Raw genomic sequence first — 24,491 nt, 5'->3', positions numbered from 1 at the left:
AATAAAAATAGATTCGAAAAAATAAAGAAAAGCAAATATCAGCACTTTTTAGGTTTTAAAAAATTTTCATAAAACCTTTCAATTAAAACGATTAGATTACAAAAACCGGATAAAGAAATCACATCAATAATTCAAAATTGAATAAAAAAGCTATAAATATTGTTTGGTTCAAACGTGATTTGCGTTTTACAGATCACGAACCACTTTTTATGGCACAACAAGAAAACATTCCCATTCTTTTAGTTTGTTTTTTTGAACCATCAGTGATGTCTTATGATGATTCTGATGAGCGTCATTGGCGATTTGTCTATGAATCATTACAAGAAATGCAGTCTAAATTAAAGTCTGCCTCTACTGAAATTTACTATTTTCACAACGAGGTGCAATCCGTTTTTCAGGAATTACTAAATGTTTATGATGTAAAAACGGTTTTTTCACATCAAGAAATTGGCAACAAAATTACTTTCGATAGAGATATCACTATGCAATCTTTTTTTGATAAAAATATGATTCATTGGAAACAATCTCAAATGCACGGTGTGATTCGGAAATTAAAATCCAGAAGCGATTGGGATAAGCGTTGGGAAAATGTAATGCGCGCTACTCCGTTAAATTTCGAAATAAATTCTCTAAAAATTGAAACTTTAGCAACTGATTTTTATGCAAAATTCAAAGGAAAAGAACTTCCAAAAGCAATTACTACTCGCAATAAGAACTTTCAGCATGGTGGCGAACATTGGGCGTGGCGCTATTTAGACAGTTTTGTGAAGGAACGTTATGTAAATTACAGCAAACACATTTCCAAACCTAGTTTAAGTAGAAAAGGGTGCAGCAGATTGTCACCTTATTTGACTTATGGAAACATCAGCATGCGAATGATTTACCAATATACCAATCAGCATTATGAAAATTCGTCCAACAAAAGAGCGATACTAAATTTTGTTTCTCGATTGCATTGGCATTGTCATTTTATTCAAAAATTTGAAGATGAATGCCGAATGGAATTTGAAAATATCAACAAAGCCTACGATTCATTAGTGAAACCTAAAAATGAAGTTTACATAAAAGCGTGGCAAGAAGGCAAAACGGGTATTCCAATTGTGGATGCTTGTATGCGCTGTGTGGTCACAACGGGTTATCTTAATTTTAGAATGCGAGCTATGGTGGTTTCGTTTTTTACTTTCAATTTGTGGCAAGATTGGCGCGAATTACACTTTCTGGCAAGACAGTTTTTAGATTATGAACCTGGAATTCATTATCCTCAATTACAAATGCAATCCGGAACTACGGGAATTAATACCATTCGGATTTACAGTCCTATAAAAAATTCAGAAGAACATGATTCAGAAGGTATTTTCATAAAACAATGGTTGCCTGAATTAGCTGAAATTCCAGTAGCATTAATTCACGAACCTTGGAAATTGAACGCCATTGAACAACAATTTTATAATTGTGAAATAGGTAAAGATTATCCGCAACCAATCGTAAATATTGAAGAAACTAGAAAACAGGCAAGTGATATTGTATGGAGTTTTCGCAAGCAGGACGATGTCAAAGAAGAAGGAAAACGAATTTTAGCAAAACATGTAAATAGCTCGAAAGCTGTTTCCAGAAGTAAACAAATAAAAAAGAAATTAAAATGAGTGTGTTTTTAAAAGCCAATTGGGAAAATATTGTAATGGCAAATTATGAAATATCTACAGCAATTCTGTCCAAATATTTACCAAAAGGCGTGACAATAGATTTATATAATGACAAAGCTTATGTTAGTTTAGTCGGGTTTATGTTTAAAAACACTAAAATATTTAATGTCCCAATATATAGATTCGGAACTTTTGAAGAAATTAATTTACGGTTTTATGTTTCTAGGAAAGTGGGGAATAAAACCAGGCGAGGTGTTGTTTTTATAAACGAAACCGTTCCATATAAAGCCGTTGCGTGGTTAGCAAATGCGTTGTATAAAGAACATTATACAACTATACCAACACGACATAGCTGGGATTTTGCCAAGGAACAAAAAGAAATAAAATACGAATGGCTGGTTAATAAGAAGTGGAATAGTATCGCGTTATCAGCGTTGAAAGAGAAAAAGACAATGGAGAAAAGTAGTTTTGAAAGCTTCATTTTTGAACATTATTATGGTTACACAAAATTCAATAACACGATTACAGAAGAATATCAAATTGCGCATCCTAGTTGGCTAATTAATGAAATCGTAGCGTATAAAATAGATTGCGATTTTGAAACCATGTACGGAAAAGATTTTGCTGTTTTAGATAAAACACAACCCGAATCTATATTTTTAGCCGAAGGTTCTGCTATTGAAATCAATTGGAAAAGAAATAAAATCTAAACAAATGAAAGGTGTAAAAAAGCAAAACCTACCAACAAAAACGTGTATCGTTTGCAACAAACCTTTTGCTTGGCGCAAAAAATGGGAAAAAGTGTGGGACGAAGTAAAATATTGCAGTGATAAATGCAGAAGCAACAAATAAAATGAACAAAACGGTACGATTAATTCTTGGCGATCAACTCAACAGCAATCACTCCTGGTTTAAATCCGTAGATGATTCGGTTACTTATGTGATGATGGAAATTCGTTCTGAAACTGATTATGCAACGCATCACATTCAGAAAATAGTTGGTTTCTTCTCGGCAATGCAATCTTTTTATTTGGAATTAAAATCAAACAATCACCAAGTGATTTATATTCATTTAAATGATGAAAATAACTTGCAATCATTTGAAAAAAACATACAAAATCTAGTTTCAAAGCACAATTTCACTCATTTTGAATACCAACTTCCAGACGAATATAGAGTTGATGTTTGTTTAAAAAACCTTTGCCAATCAATCTCGATCTCAAATACAGTGTTTGATTCGGAACATTTTTTTACTACCCGAAATGAATTAGGTGATTTTTTTGAAGGAAAGAAAACCTTTTTGATGGAAAGTTTTTATCGTATGCTCCGAAAAAAGCATGAAGTCTTGATGGAAGGCGATAAACCACTAACAGGAAAATGGAATTATGATAGTGAAAACCGTAAAAAACTACCCAAAAATCATAAAGCTACACCACCGTTAGTTTTTAACAATGATGTTCGTGAAATTTTAAATCAAATTAAGAAAACCGATATTAAAACAATCGGGAATATTGACGAAGCTAGTTTTGTTTGGCCAATTAACCGAAAACAATCCTTAGAATTATTAGATTTTTTTCTTGTTGAATGTTTGCCTTTATTTGGAAGTTATCAAGACGCTATGTCGCCAAACGAATGGTCTTTATACCATGCTCGAATTTCATTTTCTATGAATTTAAAAATGATTTCACCACAAGAAGTTATTGATAGCGCCATAAAAGAATGGGAAAAACGACCTGACGAAATTGAATACAATCAACTAGAGGGTTTTGTGCGACAAATAATTGGATGGCGTGAGTACATGAGAGGAATTTATTGGCTCAAAATGCCCGAGTATGCCACGATGAATTTTTTCAACAATCAGGAAAAATTACCGGATTGGTTTTGGACGGGAAAAACAAAAATGAATTGTCTCAAAGATGCTATAAATCAATCCTTAAACTTTGCTTATGCGCATCACATTCAGCGATTGATGATCACAGGAAATTTTGCGCTTTTAGCCGGAATTCATCCAGACGAAATAGATGCTTGGTATTTGGGAATCTATATTGACGCGATTGAATGGGTTGAAATTACCAATACTCGCGGTATGAGTCAATTTGCCGATGGCGGAATTGTAGGTACAAAACCGTATGTAAGTTCAGCAGCTTATATCGATAAAATGAGTCATTATTGCGGAAGTTGTTTTTATAAAAAGGAAATTAAAACTGGAGAAAAATCATGTCCGTTCAATAGTTTATATTGGAATTTTTATGACCAGAATGAAGATAAATTAGGTAAAAATCCTAGAATTGGAATGATGTATAACATTTGGAGAAAAATGAAGCCAGAAGCAAAAGTTGCCTTATTAGAACAAGCCGATTATTATTTAAAAAACATAAACACATTATGAAAACTGCATTAGTTTGGTTTAAAACCGATTTACGTTTACACGATAATGAAACCTTGGTAAAAGCGATTTCGCACAGTGATAGCATTATTCCAGTGTATTGTTTTGATGAATCCCATTTTGAAACAACTGATTTTGGATTTAAAAAAACAGGAAGTTTCAGAGCGCAATTTTTGATGGAATCTCTTATTAACTTAGATTCAAATTTGAGAGCAATTGGTTCAGGATTGCTGATAGTTCATGGCAAACCAGAAATTGAAATTCCTAAACTGATTAAGCAATACAAAGCAACCACAGTTTTTGCAAAAAGAGAAGTTTGTTATGAAGAAAAACAGACAGAGTTATTAGTTCAAACCGAACTTTTCAAAGTGCGATGCGAACTAGAAACATATAGCACCAGCACTTTGTATCATGCAGAAGATTTACCTTTTTCCATTAAAGATATTCCAGAGGTCTTTACCAATTTCAGAAAGAAAATCGAGAAAGAAGCAGTGATTCGAACAGTTTTTGAGGCACCAACTCACATTGAATCACCAGAAATTAAGTCTTTAAATTTACCTTCTTTACAAGCATTAAATTTGAAGTTTACACCAATCGACAAAAGAGCTGCAATCCGTTTTAAAGGTGGAGAATCCGCAGCAATAAAGCGTTTGAATCATTATTTTTATAAATCTAAATGCATTTCAAACTATAAAGAAACCAGAAACCAAATGGTCGGTGCTGATTATTCGTCTAAATTTTCTGCGTGGTTGGCTATGGGTTGTATTTCGCCAAGATTTATCTATCAAGAACTAAAAAAATACGAAACGCAGTTTGAAGCCAATGACTCCACCTATTGGTTGGTTTTTGAGTTATTATGGCGTGACTACTTTCGTTTTATGATGAAAAAACACCAACAGCAATATTTCTTGCTCAATGGAATTCAAACACCTAAATTAGAATCAAAAGCAATAAATTTAGAACTATTACAAAAATGGACAGAGGGTAAAACAGGGAATGATTTTATTGATGCTAATATGATTGAATTGAAGCTTACTGGCTTTATGAGTAATCGAGGACGACAAAATGTTGCCAGTTATTTTTGTAACGAATTAGAGTTAGATTGGCGTTATGGCGCAGCGTATTTCGAACAACAATTGATTGATTATGATGTGTGCAGCAATTGGGGAAATTGGGCATATATCGCTGGAGTTGGTAATGATCCAAGAGGAAATCGGTACTTCAATGTCGAGAAGCAAGCCGATGATTATGATAAAAAGCGAGTGTACCGCAACTTGTGGTTATCGGTTTAAGCCAGCGATTTATCACTTTGTTGAAAGCACTTGTTAAGTGAAAAATTATCTACTATTGGCACCTGTTTTTGTATATCGCTATTTCAGTTCAAGATATCATAAATAGTTTTGAACGATTAGTCCATTAATTAAAATGTGTAAAATGCTTTTCATTTTTATATACTAAACACAATAAACTTGGCAATACAATTAATAATAACGGCATGGCTATTAAAAAACCACCAATTACTGCTATTGCAAGGGGTTGATGCAACTCAGAACCAGTTCCAATTCCTATGGCTAATGGCAACAAAGCAATAATAGCGCCTAATGCTGTCATTAATTTAGGTCGTAATCTAGTGGAAATAGAATAAATTATAGACTCATTCACATTTCTGGTCAATTTAAAAGTTTCCCTAAATTGAAGAAAAGTAAATATGGCATTTTCGCTAATGATACCTACTATCATAATAATTCCAGTATAGCTTCCTACGTTCAATGGTGTGTTTGTTATAAAAAGTAAAATATAACTCCCTGAAATCCCTAAAACGGAAATTAAAAGAATCACTAATGCTACTCTAAAATCTCTGAATAAAAATAAAATCACACCAAAAACCAATAATGAGGACGCAATTAAAATCATCAATAATTCTTTGAAAGATTGTTGTTGATCTTTGTAAGCTCCTGCATATTCAATATAATATCCAGTTGGAAGGTGAATCTCACTGCTCACTTTCTTTTGAATTTCTTGCATTACGCTTCCCAAATCCCGGTTATCCAATCTTCCGGTCACGACGCTCATCATCTGCAAATTCTCTCTTTCAATTTCTGCAACTCCTTTTTGAACTGAAATAGTAACCAGACTTGAAATAGGCACCGCTTGTCCGGTGGGCAAAAATAATTGCAGTTTCTTAATATCTTCTAAACTTCTATTTTTAGAATTCGAATAAATTAATCTAATCGGCGTTGTTTGTTCATTTTCTAACAAACTACCCACTACATTTCCTTCAAGTGCTGTTTGCATCTGAAATTGTAAATCAGTTGGCGTAATTCCGTATTGTGCCAATTGCGAATAATTGGGTTGGATATTAATTGCTGGTCCAGCCAAAATAATTCCGTCAAAAACATCTGCAGTTCCTTTTACTTTTTCTACAATACTATTTACTCTTTTAGCTATTTTTTGTAGTTCTTGCTGATTGCTTCCGTAAATTTTCACTTCAATTGGCGAAACAGAACTCATTAAATCTCCCAACATATCCCCTATTACCTGACCAAAATCAATACGCAAAGCGGGCTGAGTAGCTTCTACTTTTTGTCTGATTTCATCAATCACATCGTTGCTGGTTTTATTTCGATCTTTTTTTAATTGAATCAAGTAATCACCACGATTGGGTTCCGTAATAAAAAAACCCATTTGAGTTCCTGTTCGGCGGCTATAAGCTTCTACTTCAGGAATTTTTATTATTATTTTCTCTACTTCATTTAGCATTCTGTCTGTTTCTTCGAGTGAAGTTCCCGGTGGACTTTCATAATCCAAAATAATACTTCCTTCATCCATTTCTGGTAAAAAGCCTGTTTCTAAATTAGGCAGAATTATAAAAATAGAAAGTATTAAAACGATACAAAATGAAATGCTAAGTATTGGTTTTCCAATAAAATACGCCACCCAATTTTGAGTTTTAACTTCATGTATTTCTGTTTCTTTTTTTGTTTCTGAAGCGTTTTTTACTTTTTTAGAAAGCAATAAATAAACTACAGGCAACAGTAGCCAAGTCACAAAAAATGAACAAACCAAGGTGATTATCATCGTATCCGTCAGTACTTTAAAATAAGACCCGGCGACTCCACTCATTAATACAAAAGGAATAAAAATCACTATGGTACTTATCGAAGAACCTACCATTGCAGGGAATAAATAATGAATTGCTTTTTGCAAAAGCGAAACGGTAGGCTCATCAGGATGTTCTTCGTGTGTTCTATGAATTTGTTCAACAACGACAATGGCATCATCGATAATTAATCCTAAAGCTGCGGCAATGGCTCCCAAAGTCATTATGTTGAACGTTTGCCCAGTCAAGTATAAAACGATCAATGTCAAACCTAAAGTAACTGGAATAATAATTAATATGGTTGCACTGGCTTTCGCCGATTTCAAAAACAAAACAGCTACAATAATCGCTAATAACAATCCGATGAGTAAACTGTCCGTAACGCTTTTTACAGCATCATTTACAAAATTTGCCTGTTCGTAAAATGGAGTGATTTTTATAGATGACGGAAGTATTTTTTTTAACGCTTGCAGTTTTTCATTCATGGCCACTGTAAGCGAAATCAAATTGGAATTGGGTTGTTTTATTACTGCTATCAGGATACTTTCCTTGCCATTGGCATTTACTTTTATAAATTCTTTGGCCTCCTTAATTTCAACTGTCGCAATATCTTTCAGGGTTACAATTCCTTTGCCATTATTACGAATAACCAGATTCTCAAGTTCATCTTTTTTATCGACTTGAGCATCCGTAATCGTGAGATATAAATACCGATAATCAGACAAATAACCATTTGATTTTATAAAATTAGTCTCGCTCATAACTTGTGTTATAAGATTAGGACTAATACCAAGTGCTCTCATTTTATCAAAATCCAAAGACAACCAATATTCCTTTTCTTTTCCGCCAATAATTCTAATTTCGGAAACACCATCGATTTGAGAAAGGAATGGTTTTATCGTGTAATTGGCTATTTTCTTGAGTTCAATTGCTGACATTCCCTTTCCTTCAATGGCATATCCAATAACCGGAAGAATCGAAGGATTCATTTTTTCAACCGTGATTTGAGTATCCGGGGGAAGATTATTTTTTATTTGATTGATTTGTGCTTCAATTCTTGTTTTGCTCAAATCAATATCGGATTTCCAGTCCATAAATGCCGAAATCTCGCAACTTCCTCTACTGGTAGTACTGCGAACAGTTTTTAAATCCTGAACTTTCTTGATGGCATTTTCCAAAGGTTTTGTTACCGTAATCATCATTTTATCAATGGGTTGTTGACCCGCATCGGCAATGATTTTTATTTTTGGAAATGTAATCTCGGGAAATAAACTCGTTTGCATTTTCGAATAAGCAAAAAAACCTCCTAAAATAATTAGGAAGATGATAGCACTTAAACCATTTTTATGTTTTACAAAAAAGTTGTTCATATTTAAAATTTATAAAACACGAATTTCACGAATTAGCACTAATTATTAGTTTGTAATAGAAAAAGCTAAAAATTTATGAAATCAATTTTCAAATTATTTTATTTCGTGTCAATTCGTGAAATTCGTGTTTATTTTCTATTCACCTTAACTTTAATAGTATCGGAAACACCATAATTTCCGGTAAGCAAAATTTTATCATCCTGTGTCAAAACAGGCGACACTATTTCTACTTTATCGTCTGTTTCAATTCCTTTTTCGATTGGAATTTTTATGGCCGTGGAATCGTTAATCAATTTCATAATCCAAAAATCAGTTTCCGTTTCATCACTCAAAACAGCTGCTTTTGGTAACGAAATATTTTTTGAACCTGATGATTTGTTAATTCTGACTTTTACAATTAAATTCTCGGGAATATCGTGTTTCCCAATAATTTTCAATACTACATTTTGTGTTTGAGAGGCCGCATCAACTGTTGGCATAAATTTTTGAGCTACTGCTTTTATCGAAGAACTGTCCGGAAGTAAAACGATGAATTCTTTACCAATGGTAACTTGTTTTTTCAATTCATAAGGTAAACTCAAAACGATGGCAAAACTATTACTGTCATTGATTGTTGCTAAGGCATCACCATCCTGAACATAATCCCCTTGCTGCACATTAACCGCTGTAACAAAACCGTTTGTGTTGGCTCTTACTCTAATGGCTCCGCCAAAGTTCAGCGTTGGATCTATCTTGTTAATTGTATTTCCTAATACTTTTGCTTCGCGAGTTTTTATCGAAAATAACGCTGTCCCCTTTGAAACATAATCATTTGAAGCCACATTAACTGAATTCAAATAACCGGTAGCGTTTGCTTTTATGACGTTTTTTACTAAATAAGTTGCGGTTGCATTCAAGTCGACATAACTTTCAATTGTACTAGTATCAATATTGGTTAAAGTAACTGGGATTCTTGCGTCTATGACTTTTTCGGCCGCGTTATTATCTTTGCAGGATGCAAAAAAAAGTAAAAATAGGGTGAAAAAAAGTATCGGTTTTGTCATATAATTAATCGTTAAAACTCCAGTAATTAATTTCATTAATGATTTGAAGTTTGCTGGTGTTATTTTGTGTAATGGCATTTTTTATGGTGATTAAATTGCCAACCGCAATAATATATTCTGTGATTTGAGCATCACCGGTAAGCAACAATTTCTTGTTGGCTTCTATTAAAGCATCTGTGATTTTAAGTTGGGATTGCAATTGATTTTCAATATCTTTCGCCTGCTTCAATTTCTGGTTCAGCATCAATAATTGTTGCTTGTATTGCTTGTTGAAATTGTTTTTGTAAGCCCAATTTGTTGATAAAGCGGTCTCATTTTTTTGATGTTGCAAACTACGCTGATTGCCATCAAAAATAGGAATTGACAATCCTAAACCTGCACTAAATCCAAAATTTTTATATGCTTGATTCGTAAAACTTGATAAATATCCTGCATCGCCCAATAAAGATAAAGAAGGTTTATAACCATTATCAATTAATTTATTCTGATTTTGAAGTTTCAGGCTATCCACTTCAAATTGTTTCAGAAATATAATTTTATCCGAAGATTTAGTACTTTTTAAAGCAATTTCAGGCTTTTTCAAATTGACAAAAGTCGTATCTGTTTCTCCCGAAAGATAATTCAATAAAGCCAAATCGTTTTGGTATTGCTGTTTCAATTGCAATAAAACCAGTTCCTGTTGCTTTACCGTGGCACTAAAAATTAAATAATCCGTTTGTTTATAAATAGAGTTTTGAGTGAGTTTTTTTAGAATATCAGTTTCTTCTTTTAAAAGAATTGCAAGTTTCTTGTTATAACCAATTTGTTCCGAACTTCCGGAAGCCGAAATATATTGGGCAATGATGGCCTTATTCAAATCTTTCAGTGCTACTTTTTGATTCAAAACCAAGCCTTTTTTCAATATTTCGAAGGTTTCATATTGAGAATTGATTTGATTTTTTCCAATTATCTTCTGATTAACGCCCACTAAACCTGAAACAGTATGCTCATTACTCAAAGCGGCGTCATAGCCAAAACCATTAATAATGGGAGCATAATTCGCATTCAAATTCCCTGAAACCTGTGGTTTTCTAGTAGCTCTAAACAACAAACTATCAATGGCTACCGATTTAATTTGGTTTTTATAATCTTTGATTAATGGAGAATTGTTTTGTGCTTTTTCAAGAAAATAATTTAAATCCTTCTCTTGCGAAAAGGATTTAAAAAAACTCAAAAAAACGATAAGTAAAATGGTAAATTTCATTTGATAAATTTAGATAAAAATTTCATCTATTTACTCTTATTTTCGACAACTAAAACTGTAAAAGAATTAGGTGTAATTCCAGCTCTTGGTTTTGGATTTTCAGCGGTTGGTTCTGGCTTTGTTCCAAATTCAGCGGTTGGCAAATACAGTTGATGTGTTGTTTTATTCAATGCAATTGTTCGGGCTCCTTTTTGAGTTTTAACAGTTTCAAGAACTGAAAAAGAATTGGCGTTTTTTTCCTTTACAACAGTTATAGTTCCTTCGCCATTAGAGCTGAAAACAAGTTGTTTTTCAGCATCAAAAGCTACACCATCACAACCATCGCCAATAGGTAAAGTTTTGATTATTTTACCAGTTTTAGCATCTGAAACCATCATTAATTTATTACCACAAACCGAAAACAATCTGTTTGTTTTTAAGTCTATTGCTAATCCTGATGGTTCGTCACCGGGCGCTATACTCCAAGTGTTTACCACTTTTAAGGAGGTAGCATCTATTGTTTTAATTTGATTTTTATCTTCAATATTTACGTAAATCAAACCTTTATTATTGGTTACCGAAAACTCCGGTTTTCCGCCAAGTGCAATTGTTTTAATCACTTTATTTGTTTTAGCATCAATAACCGTGGCATCTTTGCTCATGGCATTGTAAACAAACACTTTTCGAGAAAATTGATCGTATAAAATAGCATCTGGTTTAATTCCTGCAATTTTCACTTTTTCTATTAATTCAAATGTTTTCAAATTAACAACCGTAATAGAATTGTCTTTTCCATTGCTAATAAATGCTTTATTCAAGTCATTTGCAACCGCAATACCATGAACTCCTTTTGTATCCGGAATGGTAGCTATTGTTTTATCTGATTTTAAATCAATCACGTTTACAACACTTCCGTGGGAAACGAACAAATGCTGATTTACGTCGTCGACTGCCATATAATCCCAGCCTTCATCCCCGGCGATATTGATTTTATTAGCAACTTTAAAAGTTTGACTGTAAGTGTTAGCAATAGAAACAATAATTATAAATGATAGCAGTATTTTTTTCATTTTTGAAAATTTAAAAGGTAATTAAAGGTGATTTTAAAACAGAATAGTAAATTTAACTCTATGGAAAACACAGCTATTAAATCAATTTAAAAAGAGTTGGATAAAAAACCCAACTCTCTCTATGCATACATTTGATTAAAAAATTATTCTTTTATCGACATACCGTCTTCTTTAAATGCAAGACTTTTACTCTTCATTCCTTTTTTTAAATCTACTTCATAAATAGTCCCATGTTTCGAGGTTTCTGTTTTGTCAGCTTCTGCAATTTTCCAATCACTATATTTCGATTTTACCGATGCTAAAACAGCTTTTGGCAAATCAACAGCTTTAATTTCTCTTTCGGTTTCCAACCAAGTTCCATCTTCTGAAAAATTAGCAGAAATCTTATTTCCTTCTAATGTAAATTCTGCCTCCCATTCTTTTGGACCTTCAACTCCCCAACTTACTTTTGTAGCAGTAGGAAATTTTTTAGCGAACGCTTTTTTTACTGCTCCCGGTGGAGTACCTGCAAATGCACAACTGCATATGAATACAATTGACATAATCATTAATAATTTTTTCATTTCGTTTTATTTAAATGTGATATGTAAATGATTTTACATTACAAAGATTAGACGCAATTCTATTTTAATTCTATTCTAAAATAATAGTCTTTCTTTTTTTTATTTCGAATCAATATTTTTAGCTAAAGAAAGGATAAAACTGTGTTTGCCATCGGAGAATAGATAATCTAATGACAACCCATTAACTTCAGCAATTTCTTTAGCGATAGACAATCCTAAACCCAAAGATTCGTGTGAATCAGTATTTTTCTGGAAGCGTTCAAATAACTGGTTGTCAATTGGTTTGTTTTTTCCTAAATTAGAAATTACAAATTTATTTTTCTCCATTAAAATTTCGATTTTACCACCCTTACTATTATGTCGAATTGCATTTTGCAATAAATTATTAACAAGTATCAAACACAAGTCTGGATTCATTAAAACACAAAAGTCACTTTCAATATTTTTTGTTATCTCGATTTTATTGGCATCAATATGATCTTCAAAAAAGACTAAGGAACTATCTACAATATTTTCAAAAGAAACCATTTCTGTGGTTTTGAAATACCTATTCTCAATTTTAGTAAGTAATAAAAGTGATTTATTAAGTCGAATTAATTTCGAGCAGGCATCATCAATCGCAAAAATTAATTTTACTTCATTTTCCTGTAAATTTTTAGATTGGATCAGTAAATCAATCTTTGATTTTATAACTGCTAAAGGCGTTTGTATTTCGTGTGAAGCATTTTCGGTAAATTTCTTCTGACTGTTATAATCAACAATCATTTTATCCATCATCGCATTAAGCGAATTATTTAATTCTCCAAATTCTTTTATGGAGGTTTTAGCGAAAGCTGGAATTTGGTTGTCGTTTGCGCGAAACCTTTTTAACGAAGCTACGGTTAGGTAAAATGGTTTCCATAAAGTTTTTGAAACCCAAAAATTCACAAACATTGAAATCAAAAAAAGACAGCATAAAATAACAAGCAACAAATAAAATATACCATCAAATAATTCATCATATTCTATTGTGCTTCGCCAAATTTTAATTTGATAATTATTGTTTCTTATGGTAACAAGGGATGAAATCATCCTATTGACTGCTAACTCATTTTCTTTTTTATCAAGAATTAATGTATCCGAATACTTCGTTTTAACCCCATTTACATACTGTTTTTTTAAAGTTTTTTCTATTTGGGCTTCTTTACTTTTTGTAATTAAGTTTAAAGCAACCGTATCATTTTCCTTCAAATAATTTTCGACGACAACAATCCGATTTTTCAAAAGTTCATTGTTACTGTCATTTACCTCCGCGGTAATGATATGGTAACAAATAAATCCCGATAAAATTAATATCGGAATACTCAAAATCAAATAATATAAACTGGTTTTAGCTAATAATTTCATTCGTTTGTTTTAAAATTATAGCCAATGCCGTAAATGGTTTGTAAATAATCCTCACATCCCTTTTCTAATAATTTTTTACGCAAATTTTTGACATGATTGTATATAAAATCAAAATTGTCCAATCGATCTGAATTGTCTCCCCAAATGTGTTCGGCTAATGCGCCTTTACTGACCACCCGATTTTTATTGGCCACAAAATAAAGCAACAAATCATACTCTTTTGTAGTCAAAATAACTTCTTTATTATGAACTAAAACCCTTCTTTCGTTGGGCAAAATTATAATTTCGTTTACACTGATTTCTATATTCCCGTCAAAATTTTTTCTTCTAATTACCGCTTTGATACGCGAATTCAATTCCGATAAATGAAAAGGTTTAGGCAAATAATCATCGGCACCAAGGTCTAAACCAAACACTTTATCGTCAAGAGAATTTTTTGCCGAAATAATTATTACTCCAGCTTTAGACTTTTTATCTTTTATCTCCTTTATTAAATCTAATCCGGAACCTTTTGGCAACGTGATATCTACTAAAATACAATCATAGTCATATAGGGCTATTTTGCTTTCTGCTTTAGAAAAATCGGAAGCAATTTCCACCACATTTCCTTCCATTTCAAGATATTGAGTAATGCTCTGTTGTAATTGCGGCTCGTCCTCGATAAGTAGTATTTTCATAGTAAAAGTAAAATTAAAGCTAAATTCTATTCTAATTCTGTTTTCCTTCTAAATATTAGCTTAATTATCTTGCAATCAGTAGCAAATAAAAAAATACCTCAGATATTAATAAAAAACTAATTCGACGACAATAGAAAAATCCATTTAAAAACAGGAAAGCCAACTGCTGATTATTAAAAATTTAATTACCAATGAATCAAACAATTTGTTACTGAATAAATAAAAACACGAACTATAATTATTAAAATGACATCTAAAAGCGCTTTTGTAAAAAATTCTATATTTCTTTAATATATATTTGCGCTGTAAAATTTACCCTGATTATGGAAGAATGTATCTCTGTTTTTGATATGCTGAAAATTGGTGTCGGACCTTCAAGTTCGCATACCCTTGGACCTTGGCGTGCAGCCGAACGCTTTTTGAGTGAATTGCGAGAGGAAAATGTAATGCCTTTTGTAAACAGAGTAAAAGTCGATTTGTACGGTTCCTTATCCTTAACCGGAAAAGGGCATGCAACTGATTTAGCGTTAATGCTGGGTCTAAGCGGACAAGATCCGGAAACTATTCCTGTTGAAAATATTGCTGGAATCATCAAATCCATCGAAGACAAAAATGAAATTAATTTAGGAAACGAAATAGTGATTCCTTTTTATTTTCTGCAAGACATTGTATTCAATAAAAACTTCCTTCCCTTCCATGCTAATGGGTTAACTTTTACCGCTTATCTCAATGATGACAAGGAATATTCAGCGACCTACTACTCCATCGGCGGTGGTTTTGTAGTCAAAGAAGAACGCATCAATGCCAAGAAAAAAATCGCCATAAAATGTGCTTTTCCGTTTCCAATTGACAATGCTGCCGAATTACTCAATTTTACCATTACAGAAAAGAAAAAGATATCGGAAATCGTTTATGAAAACGAAAAATCCATGCGTTCGCCGGAAGTGATCGACCATGAATTGATGCGCATTTGGCATACCATGTTAGAATGCATGTACATTGGTTGTCATTCAGAAGGTATTCTTCCAGGAGGATTAAACGTACGCCGAAGAGCTTTCGATATGCACCAAAACCTCATTGGTTTAGCCAATTATAATTCTCCGCAAACCTGGCTCGAAGAAATAAGAAAAACCGAAGTGAAATTTCGCCAAATCCTGCAATGGGTAAGCTGTTTTGCACTTGCAGTAAATGAAGTCAATGCGGCTTTAGGACGCGTGGTGACGGCACCAACAAACGGAAGTGCGGGCGTTATCCCAGCCGTTTTAATGTATTATTTAGTGATTGAAAACCACGAAGCCGGAGATAAGGAAATCAAACAATTCTTGATGGTTGCCGGTGAAATAGGTAGTATTTTCAAGAAAGGTTCCACTATATCAGCAGCGATGGGCGGTTGTCAGGCCGAGATCGGGGTTTCCTCTTCTATGGCAGCAGCGGCTTTATGCGAATTAATGGGCGGAACACCCGAGCAGGTTTTAATGGCAGCCGAAATTGCCATGGAACATCATCTTGGAATGACCTGTGACCCAATTGGCGGATTAGTGCAAATACCGTGTATTGAACGCAACACTATGGGCGCCATCAAAGCTATTAATGCTGCGGAATTAGCCTTAGCCACCGATCCCGAAAATGCAAAAGTTCCCTTAGACAAAGTAGTGGAAACCATGTGGCAAACTGCCAAAGACATGAACAACAAATACAAAGAAACTTCCGAAGGTGGTCTGGCAATTGCTGTGAATATGGCGGATTGTTAAATATTTAGGATGAATCTGTCAAAATTATAGGAGAACCGCTGTTTATAAAATCCTACTGGAACATTAGTTTTACAATTCAGTATAACCTCAAGTAATGGGAAATTACTAAATACAATTTCGTTTTATCCTATAAATTGATGTCCTTTGTACCGTTATAAATTAAGAATAACAGTATGAAAACCGAATCTAAAATGCATAATCTCCTCACAAAAAACCTGTTTTTCAAAAGGATTTCCACGCAAGAAGTCATTTTTCTTTTGGCATTTGTTTTGTGTTTGTCCCCGTTCATTACGCCACCCATTGCGTTATTGATGGGATTGATTATTGCACAATTTATAGGCCATCCGTATTTACATTTAAACCATAAAGCCACCCATATTTTATTACAGGTTTCCGTTGTAGGACTGGGTTTTGGGATGAATGTAACCAGCGCAATGAAAGCCGGAAAAGAAGGAATCCTTTTTACAATTGCCTCAATTATTGGCACATTACTCATTGGATTTTTAATGGGCAAGTTTTTAAAAATAGAGAAGAAAACCTCCTTTTTGATTTCGGCAGGAACAGCCATTTGTGGCGGAAGTGCCATTGCTGCTATTTCGCCGGTGATAAAAGCCGAAGAAAAACAAATTTCGGTAGCCTTAGGCACTATTTTCATCCTCAATTCAATTGCTTTAATACTGTTTCCAGTGATCGGTCACGCTTTACATTTATCTCAAACGCAATTTGGAATGTGGTGCGCCATTGCCATTCACGACACGAGTTCCGTGGTGGGAGCAGCAAGTAAATACGGTCCGCATGCCTTGGAAGTAGCCGCAACAGTAAAATTGGCAAGAGCATTATGGATTATTCCCGTGGCATTTTTAGCGACGGTATTTTTTAAAAATAAAGGCACCAAAATCAAAATCCCCTACTTCATCGGCTTGTTCGTTTTAGCCATGATTGCAAATACCTATCTTCCAATTGTACAAAAATACAGTTCGTATTTAACCGGATTAGCCAAAGCAGGATTGACGGTAACCCTATTTCTCATTGGTTGCGGGTTGTCTAGAAAAGTCTTGCTTTCCGTGGGATACAAACCCCTACTTCAAGGAGTTGTGCTTTGGTTCCTCATTTCCGCCGTCGCTTTATGGGCAATACTTTCATTACTGTAAGGTATAAACATATTATTTTCTGGTAGCTTTTCCAGCTATTCGCTACAAGATTTCATCAAAAAAGGCCATTTTGTAAGCCCTAAAAATAGCTTCCGTTGGTCGCTTTTTTAGGACAACAAAATTCAGCCTTTTTTGATAAAATGCTTTCCACTGCTATCTGGGCTAAAAATAGGAAAGAAAAATCGTCTTCTCATTTACCGGAAAGTATCTTGACGTAGTTAAGACTTATTTCACCACGTATAAACCTCGAAAATATCTTTTTGAAATACAATATGGTGGGCAATACAGTTCCAGAACCGCGCAACAGCTTTTTAAAAACGGATTTGCAAAAGCTGGAATTCACAAATCATTACGAGAACAGCTTAAAACATAGTCATTCCTTCCTGCAAGCAGGTTTGCAACCCACTTCTTGACAAATGGCTGAAATATTCATTTTATACAAGAGTAATTAGGATACACTAGTCGTAAAACCAACACCAGCTACTCCCATTTTTCAAAAACGCAAACCTGTAAGCTAGCAACCCCACTAGATTGCTTCGTAGATGAAAATAATAAGAAAATACTGAACAACTTAAGTAAAACATTCAAAAAGATGTATATATTTGATGTTATAGACAAATCGTGAGTAATTATAAAAATACGACTTTATTCAAATGAATGAAATTCCAAAAAATATTCAAGAAATTTTAAATCAATCTATCAATAAACTTGATAGACCTGTAAATGAAATAATTACAGAATTAAAAAAGGAAAGAGATAGGGAATATTCCGATTTTGAATATTGGTTAGGATTAGAATCGACTGACCCAGAAAAGTATAATGAAATTGATGAAATAGCTAACCATACTGGTCATTCACTTCAAATCCAAATGCGAGAACATATTGAGTCAGCGCTTTATGCAGAAGACGAGCTAATTGCATTGTTAGAAATGAAAATTATCTATGCATTCAAACACCTTGAAATAAACACAAAAAAATTGATATTTCATTTCTATAACGAGTTACCTAATGCTAATCCGAAATGGCACGAAATGATTGATTTTTTAAAGAAAAGGAATATTTCAGTAAAAGAACTTAATGATTACGTAGAAGTAAATGAATTAAGACTGGTTAACAATTCACTAAAACATTCAACTCAAAGTTCTGACAAAAGCATAATGGAAATTGCGGAATTTAAGAATAGTTCAATTCAACAATTTGAGTCATTAGATAGGTTTTACGAAAGAATAATTGATAGTCCTTCCTTATTTTTCTGCGACCTTTTGGATAAAGTGGAAAAGGAGGTAAATGATTTTAATGAAACGAAATTAAAGAAAATAGCTGAAAAGGTAACAAACCAAATGAATAAAGAGATTGCCGAAAAACTTATAATCGAAATAAAAAGAAAGTATAAATAATTACTCACAACAGCCATCTTGAGCTGGCTGGAATTTAGTGGAATTATCGTTTATTTTCATATATTCGTTTAGCCGAAAATATTCTGCTAACAAATTGCCTACAATACGATGCTGAGAAGCATTAACAGTAGTTAGAAAGCAGATGTGATAAACTCAACAAATTGAAAATTATGAGCAAAAAAAATATTGGTTTCGAAAATTTGAACTATTCCATTATACTTTTTTGTTTTTTTTCATTTTCAACACTGTATTCACAAATAAATTTTAGTAGAGAGGTCATTGACAAAAAATATAAAGGAAGAATTTTAAGTTCACAAAAACAGGGCGAGTTCTTGGAAGAAAGTAAAATTCTTAATAAAAAAACTGATACAATAACGTTTGTCTTTGATGATAAAAACATCGCGAAACTAATTACTATAAAAAATCAAACGGCTCGAATCACTGATGATAAATTCCATAAATATGCGAGTGAAATTAATCCAAAATTTCGTTTTCATTCAAAATTAGAAAATACAAATACAACCATATATTTTAATGAGGAAAAGGATTTAGTAAACATCAAGATATTCGCTGATAGTGCAAAGAATATTTTAATTGAGGTAGTTTTCATTTCTGGCCAAAAAATGATTCAAAAATTAGTGCCACATTATTAAAGAGAACTGCCCTACTAGCAGTTTTAATGTCGTGGGTGTCTTCCCGATGCCGCCCATATTAGCGCTGATTAAATAATAAAACACAATTATGAATAGAAATGTAAATCTAATATTGAGTAGCACTTGTTTATTTTATTTTGCAATTTTAATATACATATCATTTAAACATATTTTTCTGCATAACTTTTTTAGTGCAATATTCGAGTTAGTAACTATCCCTTTACTTATTTTAACAATTGTAATGCTTGGTGTTAATCTTAAAATATGGTATTTGGAAAAGTTGTCAATAAAATCAACCTCCTTTCTTTCAATATTAATTTTAATAACAGCTATAATCTTAATGAGTTTAGCAACAATCTTTGATATTTAAAATGCAGGTAATAAGTTTGTTTTAACATTCAATAAGACACTGTAACTTCAATAGAAAAATAACATAGTGTATCATTCGTTTTGATCTATTGCGTGATTTAGTGATATTACCGCTTCGCATTCAATTTACGTTCACTCGAAAAATTACCGGTTGCGAAGCACACACCATCTCAAAGAGCCAAACGGTTTGCATCATACTCGCGAAAAACATAGAATATAAGAAGAAATGTAACAAATAACAAAATCTGAAGAATCACTAAAAGATAGTATTAACAAGGCATACAACGACACAGTATACAGAAGGCCAGCAGGTAACAGGCGTTTGACAAAAAAGCGAATTAAGTTCTAAATTCATGTTTATATTTCGCAAGAAATTTAGAAGTAACAGAAAATATTCGGTTACGAAGTTCGCAACCTCGCAAAGCGACGAAACGTCCGGCTGTGAAAAAACTAAGTCAAAAAGAGAAACTATTCGGACACTTGTAGGAGAAAAATTTCATACAGCCTGTTCTCAGAGGCTCTTTTTGAGTTTATTCAGAGACTGACGTTAGTAACAAGTGTAGAAATTGAACTTAATTTTGACAAAATTTAAATAATTTAGGACAATGAAAAAATGGACAACTGAATTGGATAATATAACTGAACAAGCAATCTCAAAATTTGGGATACTTTCAAGCGAACAGTTGAATTGGAGACCTAATTCCAATACGTGGAGTATTGCCCAAAATATTGACCATATAATAGTTGTTAATGAGACCTATTATCCCGTTTTGATCGCTTTAAAAGAAGGAACATATAAAACCCCGTTCATATCGAAAATTGGTTTTATGGTTTCATTTTTGGGAAAAACGATTCTCAATGCTGTAAAACCAGACAGAAAGAAGAGGATGAAGACATTCCCGATTTGGGAGCCAACTGGAAGCGAAATAGACGGAGCAATATTGAGCCGATTTGAAAGGCATCAAAGTGAATTGAAACGACAAATTGAATCGTCAAAAGAATTGATTGAAACGGGGACAATAATTTCATCCCCTGCAAACAAAAATATAGTTTACAAATTGGAAACCGCATTTGACATTATTATTTCGCACGAGCAAAGACATTTTGAACAAGCCAAAGAGATTATGGAACTAATGCAAAATAACACTATCCACTAACAGCTGAGGCTTCGTTGCGTCTGAAAGACGAACAATGAACTCGCGGTTGAACGGAACCGCTTTACTTCCAGCCCTATGGGGTTATCGTAAAATAATTAAGAGGATTTGATATCCTCTTTTTTTTGGGGTGATAATCGATCTGGTTTTATCGTGTTTTCCTTCACCTTTGGGCATAGCTGCTCTTACCAATTACTGTAATTCAGCTTAAAGGGAACTACTTATTTGTAACTGTTGGCGCGAGATTCCCGTTATGTGTTGCATCTTTAAATATAAAACTTTTCTTCCTTTTTGTGACATAAATTTCTATATTTGGAAGAAATAAACGAAGGTTTTTTCACAGACTGACGTTGGCGGTAAGTTTACAAAAGACTAGAGACATCAATACATAAAAAATGAAAAAAAAGATTTTTAAAATCACAAAATGGCTATTACTAATATTATTGATAATATTTATAGTAAAAGGATGCATTCCAACTAAGTTAGACGTTCCTCAAATGAAACAAAGAGTAACAACTCAATATTGGAATTTACCCTCTGGTTCAAAAATAGCATACACAATGATTGAAGGGAAAGGAACGAAAAAAACTTCCCCAATTATTTACTTACATGGTGGACCGGGTGGTTATGTTTATACAAAAAATATTGAAATTCTTGGTAAACTTTCAGAATTAGGATATGATGTCTACTTATATGACCAAATTGGTTCTGGACTCTCGGGTAGATTAGAAAAAGTAAAAGAATATACTGCAAACCGTCATAAAAAAGACCTTGAAGAAATTGTAAATCTATTGGGAGCAAAAAAAGTAATTCTTATTGGGCAATCATGGGGTGGAGCTTTGGCAGTATTAATTGCGGCAGACAACTTGGATAAAACTGATAAATTAATTTTTACTTGTCCTGGTGCAATAAAACCAGTAAACGATGAATTAGAAAAAGTAAAATCGCCAGATAGTTTACAATTAAAAGAACCTTATAACCCAAATGCAAAAGCTATTGCTTTTGCTCTTAATCCAAGATATATTTCAATTAGTATTTGGGCTCGTTTTTTCGGTACAAAATTAGCTTCTGACAAAGAAGCTGATAGTTATCTAACTAAGTTGGCAACTGTATTTACAAAAGGACTTGTTTATGATTCATCAAAAGCCATAGCGGAGGAAGGTGGTGCTGGATGTTACAGCAATTTAAACACAAGCGTAAGTTATGGTAAATTAACCGACCCAAGAATAAATCTTAAAAAATCAAAAATTCCTATTTTAGTTTTGAAAGGACAATATGACAATATAAATTGGGGCTATACCAAGGAATATCTTGACTTGTTCACGAATCACAAATTAAAAATTATTCCAAGTGCTGGTCATGAAATTTTTGTTGAACAACCTGAAATATATTTGAATGAAATAAAAATTTTTTTAGAAAATTAAAACCTACCGCCAAAAGCTAAGGCTTCGTTGGGCTTGCAAAGCCAACAATGAAGCCGCGGTTAAACGGAACCGCTGTATTAGCAGTTTTAATGTCGTGGGTGTGTTCCCGATGCCGCCCATATTAGCTGATTAAATAATAAAACACAATTATGAATAGAAACGGAAATCTAATTTTGAGTAGTACTTGTTTATTTTATTTTGCAAGTGTAATATACATATCATTTAAACATATTGTTCTACATAATTTTTTTAGTGCAATATTCGAGTTAGTAACAATCCCTTTACTTATTTTAACAATCGTACTGCTTGGTGTTAATCTTAAAATATGGTATTTGGAAAAGTTGTCAATAAAATCACACTCCTTTCTTTCAATATTCATTTTAATAACAGCTATAATCTTAATGACTTTAGCAACAATCTTTGATATTTAAAATGCAGGTAATAAGTTTGTTTTAACATTCAATAAGACAACGGTAACTTCAATAGAAAAATAACATAGTGTATCATCCGTTTTGATCTATTGTGTTATTTAGTGATATTACCATTTCGAAAAATTACCGGTTGCGAAGTACACACCATCTCAAAGAGCCGGACGGTTTCCATCATACTAGCGAAAAACATAGAATGTAAGAAGAAATGTAACAAATAACAAAATTTGAAGACTCACTAAAAGATAGTATTAATCCATTGAGTGTAATTAGTTTTTGATGATAATTTTTCGTCAGTTCGAGTGATTTTCTCCCAAAGCCTCGGGAAGAAAAATGTATCGAGAACAAGAAAAATTGTTATTAAAATCGGTTCTCGATACATTTTTTGTTTCATTTCATTACACAAAAAATACTCGAACTGACGTTTTGAATAGTTACAGCTAACGGGTAGTATCAAATAATTAAATAGAGAACAAATGAAAAAACTAACAAAAAGGAATTCGCTTATTTTAATGTCTAGTGGAATGTTTATAATTGCAACTTCTCAAGTGTTTTCACGTTTTGTGGAATTAACTGATTTGACAAAAGGTTTGTTTTTGGGAATAGGCCTCGGACTTTTAATTTTGGCGGTAGCTTTAAGAAACTATAATACAGTTCAAAAGATTAAATAAACATCGCAGAAAATAAACTAAACTTCACACTATAGAATATTTGAAAACAAAATAGTTGAAAGATTTGAATTGTGTAGTAATAAAAAAGTAATAATAAGTACGATTGAGCGACAGCAGTTTTACAAGTTTGAGGTTGTACTGAAATTATGTTTTACTTCATATCTTCGTTTGGGAAGAAAAAACGCTGTTTAAAAATTCTCAACATTGCGAAGCAAAAAAACATATGGCAAGTTAAAATCAAAATTACTCCGAAAAAAAACTACATAAAATGATTTCAGATAAAAAATTAGCTCGTATTGCAGGTTTTTGTTACTTACTAGTAATTGCAACAGGATTGTTTTCCGAAGTTTTTGTAAGGCAGGCATTAACAGTTTCTACCGATGCGTTAGCGACTGCACAAAACATAAAAGCACATGGAATGTTATTTCGTTGGGGTTTTGCTTCGGACCTTTTCAATTTTGTAATAGGTTTGCCAACGATATTAATAATTTATCATATTTTCAAGCGAGTAAATAAATTATTAGTACAACTTGCGTTAGCTTTTGTAATTATCCAAACCGCCATAATTGCTGTCAATCTGCTCAATCAAATTTCACCGCTTCTGATTTTGGGCAATGATCCGTACCTAAACACTTTTCAACCAAATCAACTTGCAACACTTTCGTTGTTGTCGTTAAAAATTCAAGCCCAAGGTTATGCTATTGGTTTGGTATTCTTTGGATTTTATTGTTTAATAATTGGTTATGTACTTTTCAAATCAAACTTTTTACCAAAAATATTTGGAATACTTTATGCACTTTCAGGTTTATGCTACTTGATAAATAGCTTTACAATGTTTCTTTCCAAAGGTTTTGAAAACCCAATTTTTCTATATCTTGCAATTCCGATTTTTATTGGTGAATTGTCTTTTTGCTTGTGGTTACTAATAAAAGGTTTAGACACTTCAAAACATAAAATACCGAATGAAATTTAAGATTGTACTTATAAACAGAAAAAAGTCCGAACCGCTAACAGTTAAGGCTTCGTCGCGTTC

20 protein-coding genes are annotated in these 24,491 nt (G+C 32.9%); 13 read left to right on the top strand and 7 right to left on the bottom strand.

Annotated elements, in window-relative coordinates; all coding sequences use genetic code 11:
- The first annotated feature begins 137 nt into the window (after positions 1-137).
- From H4V97_RS00680 to H4V97_RS00660, 5 genes are read left to right on the top strand one after another with little or no spacing between them, the layout of a single operon-like run.
- Positions 138-1,643, top strand: coding sequence for a cryptochrome/deoxyribodipyrimidine photo-lyase family protein (locus tag H4V97_RS00680; protein ID WP_209548654.1), 1,506 nt, complete (start codon positions 138-140; stop codon positions 1,641-1,643).
- Complete coding sequence (locus H4V97_RS00675) at positions 1,640-2,353, top strand: YqjF family protein (RefSeq protein WP_209548653.1); 714 nt, start codon at positions 1,640-1,642, stop codon at positions 2,351-2,353. Before H4V97_RS00680 ends, H4V97_RS00675 begins: the two co-directional genes overlap by 4 nt.
- 4 nt (positions 2,354-2,357) lie before the next feature.
- Entirely contained in the window at positions 2,358-2,495 is a 138-nt protein-coding gene (locus tag H4V97_RS00670; protein WP_209548652.1) for a DUF2256 domain-containing protein, read from the top strand.
- A 1-nt stretch (position 2,496) separates the two neighbouring features.
- The gene (locus H4V97_RS00665) at positions 2,497-4,032 is read left to right on the top strand and encodes a cryptochrome/photolyase family protein (RefSeq protein ID WP_209548651.1); all 1,536 of its coding nucleotides are present in this window, start codon (positions 2,497-2,499) and stop codon (positions 4,030-4,032) included.
- On the top strand, positions 4,029-5,321 hold the full coding sequence (locus tag H4V97_RS00660; RefSeq protein ID WP_209548650.1) for a DASH family cryptochrome: 1,293 nt from the start codon (positions 4,029-4,031) through the stop codon (positions 5,319-5,321). Before H4V97_RS00665 ends, H4V97_RS00660 begins: the two co-directional genes overlap by 4 nt.
- Before the next feature lie 124 nt (positions 5,322-5,445).
- Here H4V97_RS00660 and H4V97_RS00655 read toward each other — a convergent pair whose 3' ends face one another.
- The 7 genes from H4V97_RS00655 to H4V97_RS00625 all read right to left on the bottom strand — a co-directional run bounded on the left by H4V97_RS00655 (position 5,446) and on the right by H4V97_RS00625 (position 14,460).
- Positions 5,446-8,499, bottom strand: a complete 3,054-nt coding sequence (locus H4V97_RS00655) for an efflux RND transporter permease subunit (RefSeq protein ID WP_196849675.1) — start codon at positions 8,497-8,499, stop codon at positions 5,446-5,448.
- 128 nt (positions 8,500-8,627) lie between these two features.
- Positions 8,628-9,578: an efflux RND transporter periplasmic adaptor subunit gene (locus tag H4V97_RS00650; RefSeq protein ID WP_196849676.1), complete on the bottom strand. Its 951-nt coding sequence runs from the start codon at positions 9,576-9,578 to the stop codon at positions 8,628-8,630.
- The gene (locus tag H4V97_RS00645) at positions 9,547-10,785 is read right to left on the bottom strand and encodes a TolC family protein (RefSeq protein WP_196849677.1); all 1,239 of its coding nucleotides are present in this window, start codon (positions 10,783-10,785) and stop codon (positions 9,547-9,549) included. The genes H4V97_RS00650 and H4V97_RS00645 overlap by 32 nt, the downstream gene beginning before the upstream one ends.
- 26 nt (positions 10,786-10,811) lie before the next feature.
- Positions 10,812-11,834, bottom strand: coding sequence for a YncE family protein (locus H4V97_RS00640; protein WP_196849678.1), 1,023 nt, complete (start codon positions 11,832-11,834; stop codon positions 10,812-10,814).
- A gap of 143 nt (positions 11,835-11,977) precedes the next feature.
- Positions 11,978-12,397: a PepSY-like domain-containing protein gene (locus H4V97_RS00635; RefSeq protein ID WP_196849679.1), complete on the bottom strand. Its 420-nt coding sequence runs from the start codon at positions 12,395-12,397 to the stop codon at positions 11,978-11,980.
- Between the two features lie 99 nt (positions 12,398-12,496).
- Positions 12,497-13,783 carry a sensor histidine kinase gene (locus tag H4V97_RS00630; protein WP_209548649.1) on the bottom strand — a complete coding sequence of 429 codons (1,287 nt, stop codon included), beginning with the start codon at positions 13,781-13,783 and terminating at the stop codon, positions 12,497-12,499.
- Complete coding sequence (locus H4V97_RS00625) at positions 13,780-14,460, bottom strand: response regulator transcription factor (protein WP_196849681.1); 681 nt, start codon at positions 14,458-14,460, stop codon at positions 13,780-13,782. Before H4V97_RS00625 ends, H4V97_RS00630 begins: the two co-directional genes overlap by 4 nt.
- Before the next feature lie 323 nt (positions 14,461-14,783).
- Between H4V97_RS00625 and H4V97_RS00620 the strand changes: the two genes are divergently transcribed.
- From H4V97_RS00620 to H4V97_RS00585, 8 genes are all read left to right on the top strand, one after another.
- A complete protein-coding gene (locus H4V97_RS00620) occupies positions 14,784-16,211 on the top strand; it encodes an L-serine ammonia-lyase (RefSeq protein ID WP_196849682.1) in 1,428 nt (475 codons plus the stop codon).
- Between the two features lie 191 nt (positions 16,212-16,402).
- Positions 16,403-17,362 carry a YeiH family protein gene (locus H4V97_RS00615; RefSeq protein ID WP_196849717.1) on the top strand — a complete coding sequence of 320 codons (960 nt, stop codon included), beginning with the start codon at positions 16,403-16,405 and terminating at the stop codon, positions 17,360-17,362.
- Between the two features lie 653 nt (positions 17,363-18,015).
- Positions 18,016-18,759 carry a hypothetical protein gene (locus tag H4V97_RS00610; RefSeq protein WP_196849683.1) on the top strand — a complete coding sequence of 248 codons (744 nt, stop codon included), beginning with the start codon at positions 18,016-18,018 and terminating at the stop codon, positions 18,757-18,759.
- A 170-nt stretch (positions 18,760-18,929) separates the two neighbouring features.
- Positions 18,930-19,412 (top strand): hypothetical protein, encoded by a 483-nt coding sequence (locus H4V97_RS00605; protein WP_196849684.1) that lies wholly within the window; start codon positions 18,930-18,932, stop codon positions 19,410-19,412.
- A gap of 974 nt (positions 19,413-20,386) precedes the next feature.
- Positions 20,387-20,938, top strand: a complete 552-nt coding sequence (locus tag H4V97_RS00600) for a DinB family protein (RefSeq protein WP_196849685.1) — start codon at positions 20,387-20,389, stop codon at positions 20,936-20,938.
- A gap of 392 nt (positions 20,939-21,330) precedes the next feature.
- Positions 21,331-22,359 (top strand): alpha/beta hydrolase, encoded by a 1,029-nt coding sequence (locus H4V97_RS00595; RefSeq protein WP_209548648.1) that lies wholly within the window; start codon positions 21,331-21,333, stop codon positions 22,357-22,359.
- A gap of 904 nt (positions 22,360-23,263) precedes the next feature.
- On the top strand, positions 23,264-23,458 hold the full coding sequence (locus tag H4V97_RS00590; RefSeq protein WP_196849687.1) for a hypothetical protein: 195 nt from the start codon (positions 23,264-23,266) through the stop codon (positions 23,456-23,458).
- A gap of 268 nt (positions 23,459-23,726) precedes the next feature.
- Positions 23,727-24,431, top strand: a complete 705-nt coding sequence (locus tag H4V97_RS00585; protein WP_196849688.1) for a DUF4386 domain-containing protein — start codon at positions 23,727-23,729, stop codon at positions 24,429-24,431.
- Positions 24,432-24,491 lie beyond the last annotated feature (60 nt).

The sequence above is a fragment of the Flavobacterium sp. CG_23.5 genome (assembly GCF_017875765.1).
GTDB lineage: Bacteria > Bacteroidota > Bacteroidia > Flavobacteriales > Flavobacteriaceae > Flavobacterium.
Note: the sequence above shows the minus strand (reverse complement) of the source record. Positions and strands in the feature narration are given on the sequence as shown.